Below are 20,615 nucleotides of genomic sequence, written 5' to 3' on the forward strand. Positions count from 1 at the left end.
TTCTCCTCATGTTGGAACGGAATTACAGGAAGGTCTGCTGGAAGGTCTCACTCGGATGGATGCAGATGATCTCCAGCCGGTCCGTACCGATATTTTCGAAGCGATGGGGGATATTGGCAGGCCCGACGACGATGTCTCCCGACGAGCCGCGCGCCCTCTGATTGCCGATTGTGAACTCGGCCTCGCCTTTGCGCACCACCCAGGTTTCGGCATAGGGGTGAACATGCAGATCAGGGCCGCGACCCGGATCGGCATTGACGAGAAAGATGGATACGGCGCTTCCGTATTCGGATCCTTCATAACGCACTGTCCGGCTCTCGCCGGGCTTCGGTTCATGATGACGGCGGATGGAAAACATCTGGTCTCCTCCTCGAGACAAAACTATCTTCGCGAGAAGATATATGCGGTATTTATCTTCCCGTCAAGATATCTATCTTCTCGCAAAGATATATTCACGAAGCAGGTAAAGCCGTATATGGTTTCAGAGTGGCAATGGGGTTATGAGATGAAGCAGGCGATGCCGGACACGACGGCGGATCGGACGATTGAAACTGACAGGGAAGATCATGTTGATCGTCTCCGTGGCCAGTGGGCGCGGGAACTGCCTGATATCGATACCGAGCCGATGGCTATCTTCGGGCGCGCCAAACGGCTCAGCAACCTTCTGGCGCCGCCAATAGAAGAGACATTCGCCGGCTTTGGTCTCGATCGCGGCGAGTTCGATGTTATCGCCACATTGCGCCGGTCGGGGCCGCCCTACCAGCTGACGCCGACGGAGATGTATACGACGCTGATGCTCTCTTCAGGCGGCCTGACGCACCGGCTTGACCGGTTGGAAAAGGCTGGCCTTATCGAGCGAAGGAAATCGAAGCTTGATGGGCGCAGCGTTGTCGTATGCCTCATGCCGGCCGGCATCGAGCTGGCGGAAAAGGCGTTTCGCCGGGATATGGCAAGCGAGTTGAATTTCCTGCAGGGCCTCACTCCGGACGAGCGGGATAACCTTGCGGCGCTGCTGAAAAAGCTGGTGCTGGATCTAGAGGCCCGGGTGTAGCTTCTGTCTTTCATTCGCGCATCTGCAAATCAGAGGCTGTTGCCGGGCGCCTGCGGTTTGCGCCGCAACCAGCCGGATATTGTAGAAAGTATCTCTCTCAGGCGGTCACTGTGTTTTCCAGGTCTCGAGCAGCATCCTCACGAATTTTTCGGCGGCTGGGGAAAGAGCACTGCTTCGCCTTTGCACGATGCCGATCGTACGGGAGACCACCGGGTTGACGATCGGCCGGGTGATGAGGAATGGGTGATCGTCCTGCGGCGTCGCCAGTCGCGGCAGGACGGAGATTCCAAGCCCGGCTTCGACGAGACCGAGCGATGTGTTGAGATGCGTGACCTCATAAAACCAGTTCAATTTCAGATTGTGCCGCGCAAGCGCGCTGTCCAGAAGCGTCCTGTTGCCGCTTGAACGATCCACGACGACCAGCGGATAGGCTTCCAGCTGGTCCCACTCGATCGTTTCGAAAGCTGCCAGAGGGTGGTCTTTCCGCATTGCCAGCACGAAGGGGTCGTCGATGAGTGGCTCGAATGAAAGCTCGGGATCTGAATTGCCCATCAGGTTGATGCCGAATTCCACCTCGCCTCTGGCGACCGCCTGCAGACCCTCATTGGCTGTCAGATCCCTGATCCGCAGCCTTATGTGGGGATATTGCTGGCTGAAGGTCTTGATAACGGTCGGAAGAAAGTAAAAAGCGGCAGTGGGGACGCAGGCCATCGTAATAAGCCCGCGCCTTTGCGCGCCGTCCTTCATGGCAAAAAGCGATCCGTCAAATTCCTCGAGCATACGCCGGACGAGCGGCATGACTTCCTGCCCCATGGCGGTGGGTGCGACGTGGCGCGTCGTTCTTTCCAGAAGTGGCGCCCCGATCGCCTGCTCCAGTTTCTGGATGCGGCGGGTGAGCGCCGGTTGCGAGATGTGCAGAGCCTCGGCGGCCCTGTGGAAACTGGCGAGTTCAACCACCGCTTGAAAAGCCCGCAGATCCAGAATTTCACAATTGATGCTCATAACGCAATAAAACTCCAAAACATTGCATTTAACAGATTAGACTCTTTTGCTCATATTGCAACAACACGGCGTATTGATCCGCCAAATGCAATATTGAGGCAACCCATGAACGATCTGCTGAAGATACCCTGTGTGCTGATGCGCGGTGGAACGTCGCGTGGACCGTTTTTTCTTGCATCCGATCTTCCCCGTGATCGAGCAGACCGGGACGCGGCCCTTCTTTCCATCATGGGGTCGGGCCATCCTTTGCAGATCGACGGCATTGGCGGGGGCAATCCGGTCACGTCCAAAGTTGCGATCATCGGACCTTCCACGGTCAGGGGCGCCGATATCGATTATCTCTTCGCACAGGTTCGGACCGACAGACAGTATGTCGATTATTCGCCAAACTGCGGAAACATGCTGGCCGCCGTCGGCCCCTTTGCCATCGAAGCGGGGCTTGTCGAGGCGAAGGGCAACGATACTCTTGTGCGAATCCATAACGTGAATACCGGCAAGCTGATCGAGGCGAAGGTTCCGACGCGCGGCCGCGAGGTTATTTATCTCGGCGACGCCTCGATCGACGGTGTTCCAGGCCTGGCGGCGCCCATTGCATTGACATTCATGGATGCAGCGGGTGCGAAAACCGGCAAGCTGCTGCCCACCGGAAAGCCGGTTGACGTGATCGATGGGGTCAACGTGACGGCCATAGACTGCGCCATTCCGATGGTTCTCATCCGCGCAGCAGATCTCGGCATGACCGGTTACGAGGATCCGCAAACCCTGAGCGCCAACAAAGACCTTATTGAACGGATGACGCGCATCCGCATTGAGGCTGGAAAGTTGATGGGAATGGGTGATGTAAAAGACATGGTCATTCCGAAACCGGTGCTCGTTGCGCCCGCCCGTAAAGGTGGCACTCTCTCGGTACGGTATTTCATGCCCAACGAGTGTCATCCTGCATTGGCGACGACCGGTGCTGTTGGCATCGCAACGGCGGCTGTCACCAAAGGCTCCGTCGCATATGATGTGGCCGGAGGTCTTTCGGTGCCCACCCAGATCCGCATCGAACATCCAGCCGGCTGCCTCGACGTGCAGCTGGAAATGCGAAACGGCGCAATAATGGCCGGACTTGTAAGAACGGCGCGCAGGCTTTTCGAAGGCTTTGCCTTCGCCAAACCAACCGCTGCGATTGAAGACGCAGCCTAGACGCGGCCATAGTGGCGCAAAATATAGTTAAACCGGGAGGAGACCCTTATGCGTAAATATCTGCTTGCAACCGCCGCGCTCTGTGCGCTGGCAGCATCTGCCAATGCCGAATCCGTCAGGATGAGCGTTGGCTCGTACAACCTCAACAACCTGCCTTTCCCCGTGGCCGCCAGTCTCGGCTTCTACAAGGAGGAAGGACTTGATGTAACGACGGAGAATTTTGCACAGGGCGGCTCGAAGGTGCTTCAGGCACTGGTTGCCGGTTCCACTGACGTTGCCGTTGGTTTCTACGATCATACGATCCAGATGCAGTCGCAGAACAAGCATGTGGTCGGCTTCGTGCAGCTTGCCCGTAACTCAGGTCTCGTTCTCGCCGGCAAGAACGACACCGATTTTGATCCGGCCAAGCCCGAGACGATCAAGGGCAAAAAGGTCGGCATTACGTCGCCCGGCTCCTCTTCGGACTTCTTCATTCGCTACTACATGAAGCAGCACAATCTTAGCGACAACGACATTTCCATCATCGGTGTCGGTTCGGGTGCTGCGGCCGTTGCAGCCCTGCAGCAGGGTAAGATCGATCTGCTCGTCAATTACGACCCTGCCGCGACCATCGTCGTGGAGCGCGGACTGGGCAAGATCCTCATCGATGCCCGTAGTGATCAGGGCGCCAAGGATGTTTACGGCGGCATATATCCGACATCAGTTCTTTACGCGACGCAGGACTATATCAATGCCAATCCCGAAGTGATCCAGAAGGTCACCAATGCAACGGTTCGGGCGCTGCACTGGATGAAGCAGCATTCTGCGGAAGAAATCGTCGCAAAGCTTCCCGATGATTTCGTGTCCGGCGACAAGCAGACCTACATCAAGGCCGTTGAAGCGGCCAAGGCGATCTTCTCCGAAGATGGCAAGTTTGAGCCTGCCGATCTCGAAACGCCGCTGGCCGTTCTGAAAAGCTTCAATGACGCGGTCGCCAAGGCGACGATCGACCTCAACACCACTTACACCAACAAGTTCGTCGAGGCTGCTGCCTCGAAGGCCGCAAACTGAGAGGCTGCCATGTCTTCGCCAGCTAGAAAGCTAGAACCTGTGACGGAACTCAAACCGCAGCCGATGGTGGCAATCGACGACGTGACCATGGCGTTCGGTTCGTTCGTTGCCGTGCAAAACGTAAATCTCAAGGTCGGCGATGGCGAGTTTCTCTCCATCGTTGGGCCGACGGGATGCGGAAAGTCCACCATTCTCAACGCCATCGCGGGCCTGTTGAAGCCAGCGCAGGGCAAGGTTTCCATCGACGGTTCGCTCGTCAAGGGCGTACAGAACAACATCGGATATCTGTTCCAGCAGGATGCGCTTCTTCCCTGGAAGACAGCCTTTCAGAATGTCGAGCTTGGTTTGATGTTCCGCGGCGTTCCCGAAACCGAGCGGCGCGCCAAGGTTCAGGCCTGGCTTGAAAAGGTCGGCCTGAAGGGCTTCGGAGACCGTTTTCCGCACCAGCTCTCGGGCGGACAGCGCAAACGCGTGCAGATGGCGCAGGCGCTGATCACCGAGCCGAAGGTCATCCTGATGGATGAACCCTTCTCCGCATTGGATATTCATACCCGCCACCTCATGCAGAATGAATTGCTGCGCCTGTGGCAGGAGGATCGCCGTGCGGTGGTGATGATCACCCATGATCTGGAAGAGGCGATTGCGCTGGGAGACCGGGTTGTCGTTCTCGCTGCAGGCCCGAAAAGCCGAGTCATCGAGAGTTTCCCTGTCGATCTTGAACGGCCCCGCAACGTTGCGGAAATCAAACTCGATCCAAAATTCATGACGCTCTATCGCGATATATGGGCGTCCCTGCGTGGCGAAGTGGAGAAAAGCTATGCAAGCCGTTAATGTTCGTATCATCCAGATCGCTCTTCTGGTCGTGCTCCTGGGCGGTTGGCAGCTCGGTGTCACCTCGGGCGCCATCGACCGCTTCTTCTTTCCCGCGCCCTATGACATCGTCAAACAGGTGATTGACTGGGTTGCCGATGCCGGTTTTTACAAGCATGTCGGCATCACGCTGAGCGAAACGGTGCTTGGCTATATCATCGGAACAGGTCTCGGCGTCGGCGCCGGCGTCTGGCTGGGCCTCAGCCCCTTCGTCGCCCGCGTGCTTGATCCGTTCATCAAGGCCGTGAACGCCATTCCGCGTGTCGTTCTGGCCCCGATCTTCGTGCTCTGGCTCGGTCTTGGCCTGTGGTCGAAGGTTGCGCTTGCGGTCACGCTCGTCTTCTTCGTCACGTTCTTCAACGCCATGCAGGGCGTGCGCGAGGTGAACCCGGTCGTGCTTTCCAATACCCGCATTCTTGGTGCGAAGCGCTCGGATCTGCTGCGTCATGTCTATTTCCCGGCGGCGGCGAGCTGGATCTTGTCGTCGCTGCGCACTTCCGTCGGATTTGCGGTGGTCGGCGCAATCATCGGCGAATATCTGGGAGCTTCCGCTGGCCTCGGTTACCTGATCGCCCGCTCGGAAGGAAACTTCGATGCGGTCGGTGTTTTTGCGGGCATCATCATCCTCGCGGTCTTTGTTCTTATTATTGACCTCATTCTGGATTTTGCGGAGAAGAGGTTGATTACCTGGCGACCGAATGCAGGCGAGGAGCGTCCTGCGTAAGCGGACTGAAACAGCAATATTCCGTCGGGGCGGTCGTTGATCGCCCCTTTTAAATGCCTGAGCCTTGCACGCAAAATGGGGCGTTCAAATCCTTCCATCCGCTGGACCAATTGCCATGCTGGACATCTACTACGCCGATTTCGACACCACCTTCATGCCGCCGGACCCGGGCTGCCTCGAATTCGCCGGTTCCATCGATCTCGATGCGCACCGTTTGCTTGCGGCCCTGTTCGACAAGGCCCGGCAGGCTGGCGCCTATCTCAGCTACTTCGACGATACGTTGCTTGACCCCGCGCAGGTCGCGATATTGCTGAACATCCTCCTTGCAAATGAACATGTTCTGGAAGGCAACGAACACGCGCTGGCCGCGCTCCATTCGATGCAGGACTTCCTTGAAAGGGCCGCGAAGCGAGGCGTGGGGCTCGTGGCTTTTGCTGACTGAGCACCGGATCAGTGTTGTGTTCCTGGTGGTTGAGATTTGTAAAACTGCCGGGAAAAGTCTCCTCACATATCTCGACACAAGGGGCTTTTTGATGCTCCAAGGGAGAATGCATCCGCTGAGGAGCCATTCATGCAAACAGTCACAAGTTCATCTCCCCTGCCACTGGATGGCGCGCAATGGGCGAGATTCCGCAAGCGGGATGAATTGCGAAGCGCGATGCTTGAGCGGCGTTTCGACGAGGTCGAGCGTATCCTCGCGGCGCTTGAGGCGGCGTGGTGGCAGTCCGATGATCTGACGGATGATCATTATATCCATCTTTCGACCGATACCGGCCTGTTCGACAGCGCCAGCGTCGATGCGGACCTCAGACTGGAACTGCTCGATGCCTGGGGGCAGGCATATCCGGCTTCGTACCATGCAAGGCAGGTCGCCGGTCATTATTATTTCCGACGGGCCTGTGATATCCGAACGGCGACCTGGGCGTCGGATGTCGCGGAAGACCAGTGGGCCGCCGCCCACATGGCCTGCATAATTGCGGCAGACCATTTGCTGAAGGCGATCGCACTTTCTGCGCGGCCTGCCCTTGCCGCGGAAACCATGATGGAGATGAGCCAGTATCTCGGGCAGCCTGATTTCGTCGATGCGCTGTTTCTCGGTAAGCCCGTTGAAAAGGCGGTAGCGCGCGATGAGTTCGAGCCGGCGTTTTACGATGCCGTATGCGCCCGGCTTGCCAGACATGGATTGAAGCCGCCAGGCATCGTAACGGCGACGCTTCCTGCCTCGCTTCCGCCCCTGCAGCAGGGGGACGCCCAAAATCCCGGCTATTACTGGCTGCGTTATTGCCTTTCGCTTAGGCCCCGGTGGCCGGAAATCCTGGTTTCCTATGCGCAATATCTGAGCCCGAGATGGGGTGGCGATGATGGTGAGGTCGAAAAATTCGCCAAGGGCCCCCTGTGTTCCGCATTGAATGAACAGGAGCGCAATTCCGTGCGCTGGCCCGGAGTGCAGGATGCGCTGACTATCCCCGATTATCCGGAACCCGGCGATACCCGAGAAATTGCCGCGCGGGAGAGGATTTTCAAGAATTGGCTGGCGCGGGATCTCACGGATCGCCTGCGTTTCGTTTCCCTCGGGAAATACGCCAATTTTACCCATTATTCTCTCAAGGACGAAAAACTGGCGTATCAGCGCCATGTCGAATCGATCCGTTATTGCAACGCGCCGGGAACCTATCCGGCCATTGACGGCCCGTTCCGTGACTTCACCAATCTGATGCTGATCCAGCATTTCGACGATCATGACGGCGCTTATGCCGATGTGTTGCAGACGGCCGTGCGTCGTTTTGATGAGCCGACCATGCTGACCATGGCGGCATTTGCCTGGCAGTTCGGCATGTGGGGGATAGAGGCCAACCCTGCGATCGCCGCGCAGCTGGTTGACCGGGTAGCACAGCTCGAGCCGCTCTATGAGCCCGATGAGTTTACGCCGATGCATGCCTGCCGGATGATATGGGATGGAGGCTTCCAGCAGGAGTCGGCCTGGTTGACCCGCGCATTGGCTGAACGGCGTGTCTATTCGGCCGCGGCAAGCATGTATGACATTGTAACGGGGTTCCGGCCCGACACAGACCCGCAGCTGCTCGACAGCGACGAAGCGGGTCACTGGCTTCAGCAGGCAGTCGAGGAAGGTGAACCGGTCGCGCTTTATAACTATGCCTGGCGGCTGGAAAATGTCGACAATCTCGATCTGTCGCTTCGGGAAAATTTCGAACGGGTTCAGGAATATTACCGTGGCGCCATGGCAGGCGGGGTGGATATGTCCCTCATTCGACTGGCGAGCGTCGATCGCCGGCATGGCACTGCGGAGGAAAAACAGCAGGCCGTCGCCAATATGAAATCCCTCATCGACTATCATGACGACCACATTGCCGGAGAGGCCTATGGTCAGGTCGTTCTCGCCTATAAATACGGCGACGGCGTTCCCCAGAGCGAGTTTATCGCCATGCAATGGTTTGACCGTTACAGGGAACTTTTCCCCGATCATTCATCACTGGAGTGGATGGAAACGCAGGTTTATGGATCGACCGGATTGCAGATGGCCGGGCGGGCGTTGAAGGCGTTCTTCCTCGGCAAGAAACTCTCAAGCGACCACCTTCCACCGAAATAAGCGTCGTGATGGCGAGTTCCCTCCAGTCACCGCGTGAAGGCAGATGGCGAACCCTGGCCTGGCTCGCCTTTGGCGACATGTTCCTGCTGGCGTGCGGCCTTACGTTGATCCTGTCGCCTCTCTTGCTTGTGCTGCTGGCGCCTTCACGGCTTTTGCTGGTGCTTCTTGCGTTGCCGGCGTTGTCATGGGTCTTTTACGGGCTAATGGTCCTGCGCACCTATGCGACAATACCGGCCCCACCGGTTTCGGATGGCATATTGCTGAAGGCCGAAGAGGTTCCCGCCCTTGCCGAAGAGCTTGAGCGGCTGCGCCTTGCCTGCGATGCGCCAGCCTTCACGGCCGTCTATATCAACGCCGCGCTTAACGCGTCCATCTATCAGACGGGCTCCCGTGGCGGCCAGCCCAAACATGTTCTGGTGCTCGGCCTGCCGCTTCTCGCCCTGTTGACGGGACGGCAGGCCGCGACCGTCATCGCGCATGAATACGCCCATATTTCCCGGTCGCACGGTCATTTCGCGCGCTGGGCTCACATGGCTCGCCAGCGCTGGGCGGCGCTTGGCGCGGTGCATGAACGCAATCATCGGCTGATCACTGCGCCGCTCAGATTGTTTCTTGGCTGGTATGTACCGCGCATGATGCGCGAGACACTTGAGTTTTCACGCCGTTGCGAGGCGGTTGCCGATGCGCGGGCGATCTCGGTCTGTGGCGCAGATATTGCCTTTGAAACGGAAATCGCGCTGACTTTGCGGCAAAGAGCCCTTTCCAGTCAATTCTGGCCGGACATGTTTGCCGGGGCGGGCAAGAATGACATCACCCAAGCGCGACCCTTTGCCCTCATGTTGACGGAGCCGGAGAACAGCAGAGCGCGTGACGGCGCGCAGGCGGCGGTCTGGTTGCATGAAGATCTCTGCCGGAAACCGGATATTCATAGCACCCATCCCGTACTCTTCGAGCGCGTTGCGGCGGCAGGCGTTGATCCGGCAGGCCCGCTTCCCGATCATCTGCCATGGCGTCTTGGGGAGACTTCCGCTGCCGCTGAATGGTTGCGGGAGGAAGCCTCCGGTATTGCGGCGCGGCTTGATGAGGACTGGCGCGAAAATGCCGCGCAAGGCTGGCAGGACGCAAAAGACTGGCATGTCCGTCAACACGGTGAATTCTCAAGGCTCCTGCTGCGTCGTGAACAACAGATGTTTGACGAGCAGGACTGGCTGCAACTGGCGCTGCTGGCAGAGAAATTTGATCCATCAGGCACGCTCCGCGCCGAGGCGATCGCGGAAGGATTGCGATATTCGCCTGAAGACCCGGCGCTTCTACAGCTGAAGGCCGGGGATCGGGAGAAAGCCGGGGATATACACGGAACAATATCTCTGTGGCGCCGCATCGGCCTTAGCCGGTCTTTTCCCCGGTATCGGTTCCATCGCCACCTCTGTGAACTCTTGCTGAGAGCGGGGGACAAGGCGGCGGCAGAGCAGCATCGGCAGATCGCTGACCGGTTATGGACAAGCGAAGATACGGTTCGATCCACGTCCAACAGTACTGATCTTCATCCGCACGGGTTGGACGTATCTGAACTCGCCTTGCTGCAAGATACGCTTCACCCGCTTTTTCAGCATGCGCACGCCATCTGGCTCTGCCGCGACACGCCGCCCGATACACCGGACCCAACACGATGGTTCCTTTATGTGCAGGCTTATGACAGCTGGTTCATGCGCCTCATCGGCCAGTTGACCGGTGAGGAGGACGTGAATGCTTCCGCCTGCAAGCGACTGTTCGAGCGCTCGCAGGGGCGGCTGCATCTCTATCTGCAGCTTCGTTTTGTCGGCCCGAACGATCCGGTCCCGGATCATTGCAGGCACGATAGCCTGATCGCCCAAGCGGGTACGGCCACGAGCATGATCCGCCATGAAAATCCGCTGCACCTTCAAACCGCAGGAGTGGACAAAATGATCATTGATCCATCCGAGCCAATTCAACGTTTGCTGAAGGAAAAAATAGTCTGGGCGAAGGAGGCGGGCACTCCTCAATGGCATGGTATTCATGACGGGGAAAAATGCGAACTGAAGATGAATGACTTTCCGGACGAACCGCTCTACACGCTGGTCTGGCGAGGCGAGCGTATCGATTTTGACGACGCACCATCAAGCTGGGTGCTGCCACGGGATCAGGTCGGCAAGCCATAGCTTGGCGGGACCGAACGCGGGTGTGTGCGTGCTGGCCAGCCTGCCTCTCTCGACGTATAACGCCACCGATTCCGTCGTATGAACGAAGCTGGGGATAGCCATGTTCGAGAGGTGTGTTTGGCATAATGAGCCGCAGCAATGGTCGCTCGATAACCAGGTTCTCCACGTCACCACTGATAAAGGCTCCGATTTCTGGCGTGAGACCTATTATGGCTTTACGCGCGACAGTGGACACTTCTTCGGAATGGAGTGGCAGGGGGATTTCACCGCTTCATTGCGGATTGAGGGCCGTTATGAGGAACTGTACGATCAGGCAGGCATCATGGTTCGGATCGATGAGTCACACTGGATCAAGGCGGGCATCGAGCTGTCGGACGGTGTTGCCTGCATCGGCAATGTGCTGACATTGGATCGCTCGGACTGGTCCACGACTGCCTATGCAGGGGATCCTTCTGATCTGTATCTGCGCGTCACCGTTGCGGATGGCGTGCTACGCGTTCAAACATCCGCTGATGGAATCCGCTGGCCTCTTCTGAAACTTTGCCCGTTTCCAAAATCGCCGTTCTATCAGGTCGGGCCCATGTGCTGCACACCGGAGCGCGAGGGCCTGGAGGTGAGGTTTTCCGAGTTCCGTGTTGGACCTCCGCTCGGCAAAGCCCTTCATGACCTGACGTGAGAAATATCCTAAAAATCATCCGTTGCGGGGCCGAGTCACCACGGTGTCGGTCAGCCTTGCGGCGTCGGTTTCCGGCATAGCCGCAGGGGCCGCCGCTACACGTGAAAATGATGCCTGAACGGGTTTGCGGTGCAGCGGATTGTCAGCAATTGCATAGTCCGGGTAACACTTCATTTAGTGATTTTGTGAAATCTAAAATACGCAGGTTCCAAGGTTTCATCGGCGGAGCCGGTAGAACAAGTGAAGCCACCTCGACCTGCCTGGCGGCGGTTCGAAAATGGCGCTCGCTTGTCGCCCTATGAGGAGGGGCAACAGCTACCCGCGATGTTTCATCATATATTCCCCGGCCTCCCGCGAGGGCGGCTGGAGGAGTGCTTGCCTTGAGGCCATTCATGTCTTTCCTGAAGAATACCAAGATAAAAACGAAGGTCGTTTTTGTCATCTCGCTGATGAGCCTGATGTCGCTTTCCGGAATAAGCTACGTCAGCCTGCAATATCAAAAAACCGACAACGTCTATAGCGACTTCATCGGCCATGAGGCCCTTGCTGCGGTTCTGAACGCCAGAACCAGCGGCAACCTCAATGCGCTCGGCATGCAGATGCTTCGCGCCAGCCTTAACGACCCGGCCAGCGGCGATTTCGAAGCTGCCGTCAAAACCTTCAGAGCCGACCGTAAGCAACTCGAGGAACGCCAGAACAAGATCATGGAGCTGGTGCCGGCGCGCACGGAAGCCGCCCGCGATATCCTCAAGGGTGTTGTCGAAGTCGAAGAGATCGGTAATCAGGTCATCGCCCTCATGCAGGCAGGGCAACGCGCCGAAGCGCAGCAGATGGCGCTTAACGTGCTTCGAAAAATTGCCGAAGTCTCGCCGAAGATCAGCGCCGGCAATGAGCAGCTCATCCAGGTCATGAATGAGGGGAGAGAGCGTCTTACAGCCAGCACCAATACGACGATCTGGACGGGCCTGATTACGCTCGCGCTCGTTTCTCTGGCTGTGATCGCACTTGGCCTGCTTGTTTCTTCCCGAGGCATCACCACCCCGATTGCGCGGCTTCGTGCGCGCATGGAATCGCTGGCGGCCGGTGATACGGCGAGCGAAATCACCGGAATGGATCGCAGGGATGAAGTTGGCCAGATGGCCGCCGCCGTGCAGGCATTTCGCGAAGGTGCAATCGAGCGCCTCCGGCTCGAGAATGAAACGGAAGCCAACCGGTCGACTTCGGAAAAGGACCGGATCGAGCGCGAGAAACAGAAGGCCAGGGAAGCTGCCGACGTACAGTTTGTCGTCGATAATCTTGCCACGGCCCTTTCGAAGATCGCCGAGGGCGACGTTACCTACCGGATCGTTCAGCCATTCGTCTCCGGCCTTGACGGTATCCGTGGTGATTTCAACCGGGCTGCGGAGCAGTTGCAGTCGACCTTGAGCCAGGTGGCGCAGAACGCACGCGGCATCGATGCCGGCGCCAACGAGATCAGGTCTGCGGCAGACGATCTAGCGAGACGCACGGAGCAGCAGGCCGCCGCCGTCGAAGAGACTGCGGCTGCGCTGGAAGAGATCACCACGACGGTGAAAGACGCCACGAAACGGGCGCAGGAAGCGGGTCACCTCGTCGGCCGCGCAAAAGTCGGCGCTGAAAAGTCCGGAGAGGTGGTGCAGCAGGCTGTCGCGGCAATGGAGCAGATCGCGACATCCGCCAATGAGATTTCCAACATCATCGGTGTGATCGACGAGATCGCGTTCCAGACCAACCTTCTGGCGCTGAATGCGGGCGTTGAAGCAGCCCGTGCGGGCGAGGCGGGCAAGGGTTTTGCCGTTGTCGCGCAGGAGGTTCGCGAACTGGCGCAGCGTTCCGCCGGCGCCGCCAAGGAGATCAAGAACCTGATCACGACATCGAACGGTCAGGTTCAGCAGGGTGTACAGCTGGTCGGTGAAACCGGCAGGGCGCTGGAACTTATCGTGACGGAGGTGAAGGAAATCAACCGGCACGTTGCGGCCATCGCGGAATCGGCACAGGAGCAATCCTCAGGCCTTCAGCAGATCAATACGGCCGTGAACCAGATGGATCAGGACACCCAGAAGAACGCCGCCATGGTGGAAGAAAGCACTGCCGCCAGCCACGGGCTTGCGCGCGAGGCGTCTTCACTGAACGCGCTGATCGCCCAGTTCAGGCTGACCGAAGGTTCGTTCAGCGAGGCAGCAGCGCCAGTGCGTTCGGCTTCACCCGCCGACAGGCCCGCTCGGTCTCCCGCCCGCGCCCTGGGCGGCAGGATCAAGGCTGCGTTTTCCGGCAATGCGGCATTGAATACCGCGGCGGATAATTGGGAGGAGTTTTGATCCTTGCCCTGCTTTTACGCCGCCCTCAGCTGAGGAACTGAAAGCACCGCTTTGAAAATTGGCGCCGGGGATCGGAGGTTTTTGGACCCTGATCCCCGGTGTTCTGCTTTTGGGCGATATCAGCCCGGAACTGCCATCCATCGATGCGCTTGCATGGCGGTCAAGCCGGCCGGGCTTGACCGGTTTTCCGGTCTGCTCACGAGCGAAAGTCAGACGTCCAGGTAGGACAAAATCGTTGCTGCGACGTCAGACGCCTCCTGCGTCTCACTCGAAGCGTTAGTTGATGTATCGGTCCCGGCTGTATTGTCCGGGGTCGCAGCCTTCTGCTCGATGGTTGAGATGAAGGAGGCGATATCCTGCACGGAGCTGTTTGTGGGCTTTGCGCTATTTAATGCCGTAACCTGCGCCGACGTCATGGCGGCGATCTGACCCGGCGTGAAGGCGGCCGCCTGGGAGGTCGTCAAGGCAGCGAGCGTACCAGTGCTCAATCCCGAGATCGCGCTCGAACTCAAGCTGATGATCTGCTCGGTGGAAAATGTTGTGAGGTCGTCGCCGCCAAGCGCGGCTGCCTGCATCGCGTTGAGGGCGCTGACCTGCGACAGTGAAAGCGCTCCGATTTGCACAGATCCCATTGCCGCCACCTGGCTGTAGCTCAGCGAAGCCACCTGGCTTGTGGTCAAGGCGGCGATCTCCTGAGGCGACAGGGACGCTACAACGGCGGTGGACAGTCCCTTGATCGCCGTCGAACTGATGGCGGAAAGCTCCCCGGTCGAGAATGTCGCCAGATCTTCAGTCGTCAACCCCGCAAGTCCGGCCGAACTTAATGCGGCGATCTGGCTGGTGGAGAGTGTTTCGATCTGGTCCCTGCCAAGGGCATTGATCTGCTCGCTGGTCAATCCGGCAACGCCGGCCGTGCTGAGGGCTGCAACCTCAGCGGTGGAAAGAGCGGCGATAAAGCCCGTTGACAGTCCCTTTATCGCGCTTGAGCCGATCGCGGCGAGTTCTTCCGTCGAGAAGGTCTCCAGCATCTCCGCAGACAGGCCCTTGAGCGCATCCGAATTCAACGATGCGATCTGACGGGTGGATAATGCCTGAACCTGTTCAATGCTCAAGGCGCCGGTCTGCGCACTGCCAAGTCCTGCGATCGCCTTGGCGTCCAGCGCAGCTATCTGGCTTACGGAAAGGGAGGCGATGTCGGCCGTATCCAAAGCCGCAACCTGTTTGGAGGTGAGCGCGGCGATCTGGGCATTGGTCAGCGCGTTCACCTGCCCGGTGCCGAGGGCGGCGATCTGGTCCGTGGTCAGGCCCGGCACTGCCGCCGCACCCAAGGCTGCGATCTGAGTTGTCGTCAGCGAAGCGATCGTTGCCGCCGACAGGCCCGAGACCGCACCCGAGCTGATGGCAGCGAGTTCGGCGGCGGTGAATGTATCGAGATCATCGGCGCCAAGGGCCGCAATCTGTTTCGAACCGAGAGCACCGATCTGAGCGCTGGTGAAGGCCTCGACCTGAGCGGTGTTGAGGGCCGTGATCTGATCAGCGGTCAGGCCTGCTGCGCCCGCCGTGCTGAGGGCCGCGATCTGGGCCGCTGAAAGCGAGGCGATGCCGGCAACGCTGAGAGCGGCAACCTGCTTGGAGGTGAGGGCGCCGACCTGGGCGCTGGTGAGGGCATCGACCTGGGTGATGTTGAGGGCTGCGATCTGGTCGGTGGTGAGGCCAGGTAGCGCCGCCGTGCCCAGCGCCGCGATCTGAGCTGTCGTCAGCGAGGCGATTGCGGCCGTGGACAGGCCCGAGATCGCGCTCGAACTGATGGCGGCGAGTTCGGCGGCGGTGAAGGTATCAAGACCATCGGCGGTGAGGGCCGCAATCTGTTTAGCGCTGAGAGCACTGATCTGAGCACTGGTGAGAGCCTCGACCTGAGCAGTGTTGAGGGCCGCGATCTGGTCAGTTGTCAGGCCGGCTATGCCCGCCGTGTTGAGGGCGGCTATCTGGGTTGCCGAAAGCGAGGCGATGCTGGCCACGCTGAGAGCCGCAACCTGTTTGGAGGTGAGAGCACCCACCTGGATACTGATCAGGGCGTCCACCTGATCACTGGTCAGGACGGCGACCTGTGCGGTGTTCAGTCCACCAATGCCGGCCGTGCTCAACGCCGCGATCTGAGCCGTGGTCATCGACGCCACGGTTTCCGCTGACAGACCTGGTATGGCATTCGAACTGATCGCTGCGATGTCCTTGGTCGAGAACGTTGCTATGTCGTCCGTACTCAAGACTGCAATCTGTTTTGAGCTGAGAGCACCGACCTGGATATCGGTCAGGGCCTCGACCTGGGTGGTATCGAGGGCCGCGATCTGATCAGTGGTCAGGCCCGTTATACCGCCGGTGCTGAGGGCGGCGATCTGGGCCGCCGAAAGCGAGGCAATGTCAGCCACGCTGAGAGCCGCAACCTGTTTGGAGGTGAGCGCAGCAATCTGGGTATTGGTCAGGACGTCCACCTGATCGCCAGTCAAGGCGGCGACCTGCCCGGTGCTCAGCGCCCCGATGCCGGCCGTACTCAGCGCGGCGATCTGCGCTGTTGTCAGCGACGCTATGGTTTGCGTTGACAGGCCCGGGACCGCATTCGAACTGAGCGCGGCAATGTCCCTGGTCGAGAACGTTGCGATATCGTCCGCGCCCAGCGCCGCTACCTGCGTCGAACTGAGCGCGCCTACCTGGGCGCTGGTCAAGGCCTCGACCTGAGCGGTGCTCAAGGCGGCGACCTGCCCGGTGCTCAATGCGCCAATACCCGCCGTGCTCAGCGCTGCAATCTGGGCCGTCGTCAGCGACGCCATGGTCTCCGTTGATAAGCCCGCGACCGCATTCGGACTGATCGCGGCGATGTCCTTGGTCGAGAATGTTGCAATGTCGTCCGCGCTCAAGGCCGCTATCTGTTTGGAGCTGAGAGCACTGACCTGGGCGGTGGTCAAGGCCTCGACCTGGGCGATGCTCAGGGCCGCGATCTGCATGGTGCTCAACGCCGCGATGCTTTGCATATTCAGGGCGGCGATCTGGGCTGTCGTCAGGGAGGCGATGGTCTCCGCCGACAATCCTGAGATCGCACTCGAACTGATCGCGGCAATGTCCTTGGTCGTGAATTTCGCCAGATCGTCCGTTCCCAGCTGTGCAATCTGAGTGGAGCCGAGATTGACGATCTGCGCACTCGTCAGGGCTTCAGCCTGGCTGGTGCTGAGGGTCGCCAGTTGCTGCGAGCTAAGTCCCGCAATGCCCGCAGCGCTCAGGGAGGCGATCTGGGCGGTTGAAAGAGCTGCTATGTCGTCTGTACCAAGGGTGGCGACCTGTGTCGCGCTCAGCCGCCCTATCTGCTTGGTCGACAGTCTGGAAACCTGATCGGTGCTGAGGGCGGCGATCTGGCCGCTCGAAAGTCCGACGATGCCAGAGGTGCTCATTGCCGCGAGCTGGGCCACGGAAAGCGATGCTATATTGTCCGTGCTTAGCGCCGCAATCTGTCCCGAGCTGAGAGCTCCGATCTGGACGGTGGTCAAGGCCGAGAACTGATCGATGCCAAGGGCTGCAATCTGATCCGTGGTCAGACCCTTGACGCCCGATGTGCTCAACATGGCCGTTTGGTTGGTGGACAAGGCGGTCACATCGTTGCCGAGGGCGGCGACCTGTGCTGCGCTCAATGCCTTGATCTGCGCGGCGGATAGAAGGCTGACCTGACTGCCGCTCAGGGCCTCGATCTGGTCGGAGGTCAGGCCGGTAACCGCATTGGTGCTCAAGGCACCGATCTGAGCCGTGGTGAGGGCTGCGATAACATCCGTGTTCAGGCCCGACATCGCCCTGTTGGTGATCGCCGCGATATCGGCGGTCGAGAATGTCGCCAAGTCTTCAATGCTCAGGGCCGCAATTTGCGTTGCGCTCAGTGATTTCACCTGTGCCGGCGACAGGGCCTCGACCTGACCTGTGCTCAATGCCTCGACCTGATCCGCCGTCAGGCCGGCAATGGCGCTGGTGGTCAGGGCGGCGATCTGGGCGGTGGTCAGCGCTGCGATTGCGTCCGTGCTGAGGCCGGCCATGGCCTTGCTCGAGATAGCCGCAATATCGGCGGTGGAGAATGTTGCTATGTCCTCCGCGCTCAGAGCCGCAAGTTGTACCGAGTTCAGCAACCTCACCTGTGCCGAGGACAGGGCTTCGACCTGTTGGGTACTAAAGGCTTCGATCTGATCGGCGATCAGGTTTGCGATCACGCCCGTGTTGAGGGCGGCAATCTGAGCGGTTGACAGGGCCTCGATCTGAGCAGCGCTCAAGGCCTGGAATTGCGCAACGCCAAGCGCGTTCATCTGGGCCGTCGTCAATGCGGCGACCCGATCCCTGGTAAGCGCGCCAATCGTCTCCGTGCCCAGACGTGGCATGGCTTTTGCGGTAATCTCCGCGATATCGGCGGTTGAGAATGTCGCTATATCCTCCGCACTCAGGGCCACGAATTGTGCCGCACTCAGCGATCTCACCTGTGCCGGTGACAGGGCTTCGACCTGGCTCGTGCTTAAGGCGGCGATGTGCGTCGTTTTAAGCGCGGCAATCTGAGCCGTCGTCAGTGCGGCGATCTGGGCGGTGCTCAGGCTTTCGATCTGGTCGATCGTCAGACCCGCAATCGCACTTGCATTGAGGGCGGCGATCCGATCAGGCGTAAACTCTGCGATGGCTTCGGTGCTGAGGCCCGGCATGGCTTTGACGGTAATCGCCGCGATGTCGGCGGTGGAGAATGTCGCTATGTCATCCGAGCCGAGGGCCGCGAGTTGCATCGAGCTCAACACCCTGACCTGCGCCGGCGAAAGGGCTTCGGCCTGCTCCGGGCTCAGGACCGCGATCTGGTCGGTGGTCAGACTTGCAACCGCGCTCGTGCTCAGGGCCGCGATCTGATCCGGGGTTAGCCCTGCAATCACTTCAGTGCTCAGGCCCGGCACGGCTCTGTTCGTGATTGCGGCCATATCAGCGGTTGAGAATGTCGCGATATCTTCCGCGCTCAGGGCGGCAATCTGCGTCGCACTGAGGGCGCGCACCTGAGATGAGGTCAAAGCCTCCGCCTGATCGGTCGTCAGGGCCTGAAGCTGGGTGGTGGTGAGCGCAGAAACCTGGCTCGAATTCAGACTTTTAATGGCGTATTGGTCGAGAATATTGAGTTGATCCAGCGTCAGGCCAACAATGGCGACCTGCGAAATGGCGCTCAACTGTTGCGAGTTGAGGACTTTGACATCCTCCACATCCAATGCCGCGATCTGAGCCGACGAGAGCGCTTTGATCTGGGTTGTGGAAAGCGACGCCACGTCGTCGGTTGTCCAGGCTGCGACCGCCTCTGTCGACAGATATCTGATCTGATTGACATTCAGGGAAGAAATGATCGACGTCATGTCTGAAAAATCCTAAAGCCCAAGCTCAACAGGTGGATTTTCCGCCCAAGCCCTCCAAAGGGGCATCGGTTATGCGGGTCCACCATTTTTCAGATGTTGATTACGCAATCGGGCTTGCCTGAACCTGAAGTTGCTACGTCGCCGCCGATCTCCCTTTGCGATACTGTCTTCAACGCCACAGACGCGACAGGCGCCGGTGCCCTATCAGAGGCGAGGGACGTTATGCCGTGGCGGCAAAAAGTTGATGAACTCCGGTAAAGCCGAAGTCTCGAATGCCTGCATTTATGGAAAAGAGCGGGACAGGTCCGTCTCAGACGGGCGAATGCAGAAATGCCGGCATGGGAGCACCCTCTGACTGTCTGGCGAGATAGAGGCGGGCGGTGTCGAGCGCCTCTCGAATGGTCGCATCCATGTCGAGGTAACGATAGGTCCCCAGCCGTCCGACAAAGGTTACCGACGCTTCCCGCTCGGCACGCGCCACATATTCGGCAAGCTGTTCTTTGTCTTCGACCAGCCGGATGGGGTAATAGGGAATGTCCTGCGGGCCGCATTCATGGGAGAACTCCCTGTAGCAGACCGAGCCGGCATGTTCCTCCCACGGAGAAAAGTGCTTGTGTTCGGTGATGCGGGTAAAGGGTACTGCGACATCGCCATAGTTCATCACCGCGCAGCCCTGATAGTCGCCGTCATAGGTGAAGCGTTCGAAATTCAGCGTCCGGTATGCGAGGCGGCCGAATTCGAAGTCGAAATAACCGTCAAGCGGACCGGAATAAAAAACGTGTCCGGCGGCGGGCGCCTCGGCGCGCTGGAAATGTGTGCCAAGCCTGACGGTGATGTTTGGATGATCGAGGATGCGCTCGATCATGTCCGTATAGCCGGTTTCCGGCATGCCCTGATATTTGTGGAAGAAGTAGTTGTCGTCATAGTTGAAGCGCACCGGCAGGCGCTTCAGGATCGAGGCCGGCAGCTCTGTCGGCGAGCAGCCCCATTGCTTCTCAGTATATCCCTTGAAGAAGGCTTCATAGAGATCGCGGCCAACGAAGCGTAGCGCCTGCTCCTCGAAGGTCTGTGGGTCGGTAATCGACTTGTCGGCCTTTTCCTCGATGAAGGCCCGGGCTTCATCGGGTCGGAAATTCTTGCCGAAAAACTGGTTGATCGTATGCAGATTGACCGGCAGCGAATAGACGCGCTCGCCGCTCGTCGTCTTGACGCGGTTCTTGTAGGGCATGAACGTCTGGAAGCCGTTCACATAGTCCCAGACTTCCTTGTCGTCGGTATGGAAGATATGCGGACCGTAAACGTGCACCATGACGCCAGTCTCACGGTCGCGTTCGGTGTGGCAATTGCCGGCAATGTGATCGCGGGCGTCGACGATGTCGACCATATGGCCTGCCAGTGCAAGCTCCCGGCCAATGACTGCGCCGGAAAGCCCGGCGCCCACAATGACAATTCTTTCGTCCGCGAACATTGATAATCGGTCCTGTTCATAGGTTGCCCGGCGGGCGGTCACGATTTGCATCGAAGAGGT

General features: G+C 59.0%; 15 protein-coding genes. 10 read left to right on the forward strand and 5 right to left on the reverse strand.

Annotated features, from left to right (window positions below; genetic code table 11):
• Positions 1 to 22: 22 nt before the first annotated feature.
• Positions 23 to 358, reverse strand: coding sequence for a cupin domain-containing protein (locus WDZ78_RS18215; RefSeq protein WP_020009008.1), 336 nt, complete (start codon positions 356 to 358; stop codon positions 23 to 25).
• Between the two features lie 147 nt (positions 359 to 505).
• Between WDZ78_RS18215 and WDZ78_RS18220 the strand changes: the two genes are divergently transcribed.
• Complete coding sequence (locus WDZ78_RS18220) at positions 506 to 1,051, forward strand: MarR family winged helix-turn-helix transcriptional regulator (protein ID WP_425673941.1); 546 nt, start codon at positions 506 to 508, stop codon at positions 1,049 to 1,051.
• A 105-nt stretch (positions 1,052 to 1,156) separates the two neighbouring features.
• On the opposite strand, the gene WDZ78_RS18225 is transcribed toward WDZ78_RS18220, so the two are convergent.
• Positions 1,157 to 2,053 carry a LysR family transcriptional regulator gene (locus tag WDZ78_RS18225; RefSeq protein ID WP_003510199.1) on the reverse strand — a complete coding sequence of 299 codons (897 nt, stop codon included), beginning with the start codon at positions 2,051 to 2,053 and terminating at the stop codon, positions 1,157 to 1,159.
• Positions 2,054 to 2,158: 105 nt separating this feature from the next.
• On the opposite strand from WDZ78_RS18225, the gene WDZ78_RS18230 reads away from it, so the two are divergent.
• The 6 genes from WDZ78_RS18230 to WDZ78_RS18255 all read left to right on the forward strand — a co-directional run bounded on the left by WDZ78_RS18230 (position 2,159) and on the right by WDZ78_RS18255 (position 8,493).
• Positions 2,159 to 3,241 carry a 4-oxalomesaconate tautomerase gene (locus WDZ78_RS18230; RefSeq protein ID WP_020009010.1) on the forward strand — a complete coding sequence of 361 codons (1,083 nt, stop codon included), beginning with the start codon at positions 2,159 to 2,161 and terminating at the stop codon, positions 3,239 to 3,241.
• 48 nt (positions 3,242 to 3,289) lie between these two features.
• Positions 3,290 to 4,291: an ABC transporter substrate-binding protein gene (locus WDZ78_RS18235; protein WP_003510196.1), complete on the forward strand. Its 1,002-nt coding sequence runs from the start codon at positions 3,290 to 3,292 to the stop codon at positions 4,289 to 4,291.
• A gap of 63 nt (positions 4,292 to 4,354) precedes the next feature.
• Positions 4,355 to 5,122: an ABC transporter ATP-binding protein gene (locus WDZ78_RS18240; RefSeq protein WP_034500883.1), complete on the forward strand. Its 768-nt coding sequence runs from the start codon at positions 4,355 to 4,357 to the stop codon at positions 5,120 to 5,122.
• Complete coding sequence (locus WDZ78_RS18245; RefSeq protein WP_020009013.1) at positions 5,109 to 5,885, forward strand: ABC transporter permease; 777 nt, start codon at positions 5,109 to 5,111, stop codon at positions 5,883 to 5,885. The genes WDZ78_RS18240 and WDZ78_RS18245 overlap by 14 nt, the downstream gene beginning before the upstream one ends.
• Before the next feature lie 115 nt (positions 5,886 to 6,000).
• Positions 6,001 to 6,327 carry a hypothetical protein gene (locus tag WDZ78_RS18250; RefSeq protein ID WP_425673824.1) on the forward strand — a complete coding sequence of 109 codons (327 nt, stop codon included), beginning with the start codon at positions 6,001 to 6,003 and terminating at the stop codon, positions 6,325 to 6,327.
• A 129-nt stretch (positions 6,328 to 6,456) separates the two neighbouring features.
• On the forward strand, positions 6,457 to 8,493 hold the full coding sequence (locus tag WDZ78_RS18255) for a DUF4034 domain-containing protein (RefSeq protein ID WP_425673825.1): 2,037 nt from the start codon (positions 6,457 to 6,459) through the stop codon (positions 8,491 to 8,493).
• A gap of 200 nt (positions 8,494 to 8,693) precedes the next feature.
• Here the strand turns inward: WDZ78_RS18255 and WDZ78_RS18260 are convergent, their stop codons facing one another.
• On the reverse strand, positions 8,694 to 8,972 hold the full coding sequence (locus tag WDZ78_RS18260; protein WP_425673945.1) for a hypothetical protein: 279 nt from the start codon (positions 8,970 to 8,972) through the stop codon (positions 8,694 to 8,696).
• Here WDZ78_RS18260 and WDZ78_RS18265 point away from each other — a divergent pair.
• The 3 genes from WDZ78_RS18265 (at position 8,865) to WDZ78_RS18275 (ending at position 13,685) form a co-directional block, all read left to right on the forward strand.
• Positions 8,865 to 10,673, forward strand: a complete 1,809-nt coding sequence (locus tag WDZ78_RS18265; protein WP_425673942.1) for a M48 family metalloprotease — start codon at positions 8,865 to 8,867, stop codon at positions 10,671 to 10,673. The two genes, WDZ78_RS18260 and WDZ78_RS18265, sit on opposite strands and share 108 nt — an antisense overlap.
• Positions 10,674 to 10,773: 100 nt before the next feature.
• Positions 10,774 to 11,349, forward strand: a complete 576-nt coding sequence (locus WDZ78_RS18270; protein WP_020009017.1) for a DUF1349 domain-containing protein — start codon at positions 10,774 to 10,776, stop codon at positions 11,347 to 11,349.
• 392 nt (positions 11,350 to 11,741) lie between these two features.
• On the forward strand, positions 11,742 to 13,685 hold the full coding sequence (locus WDZ78_RS18275; RefSeq protein ID WP_425673826.1) for a methyl-accepting chemotaxis protein: 1,944 nt from the start codon (positions 11,742 to 11,744) through the stop codon (positions 13,683 to 13,685).
• 209 nt (positions 13,686 to 13,894) lie between these two features.
• On the opposite strand, the gene WDZ78_RS18280 is transcribed toward WDZ78_RS18275, so the two are convergent.
• The gene (locus WDZ78_RS18280; RefSeq protein WP_425673827.1) at positions 13,895 to 19,087 is read right to left on the reverse strand and encodes a beta strand repeat-containing protein; all 5,193 of its coding nucleotides are present in this window, start codon (positions 19,085 to 19,087) and stop codon (positions 13,895 to 13,897) included.
• 310 nt (positions 19,088 to 19,397) lie between these two features.
• Positions 19,398 to 20,555, reverse strand: a complete 1,158-nt coding sequence (glf, locus tag WDZ78_RS18285; RefSeq protein WP_425673828.1) for a UDP-galactopyranose mutase — start codon at positions 20,553 to 20,555, stop codon at positions 19,398 to 19,400.
• Between the last annotated feature and the right edge of the window lie 60 nt (positions 20,556 to 20,615).

Origin of the sequence: Agrobacterium sp. M50-1 (assembly GCF_049843495.1) — a bacterium.
Taxonomy (GTDB): domain Bacteria; phylum Pseudomonadota; class Alphaproteobacteria; order Rhizobiales; family Rhizobiaceae; genus Agrobacterium; species Agrobacterium radiobacter.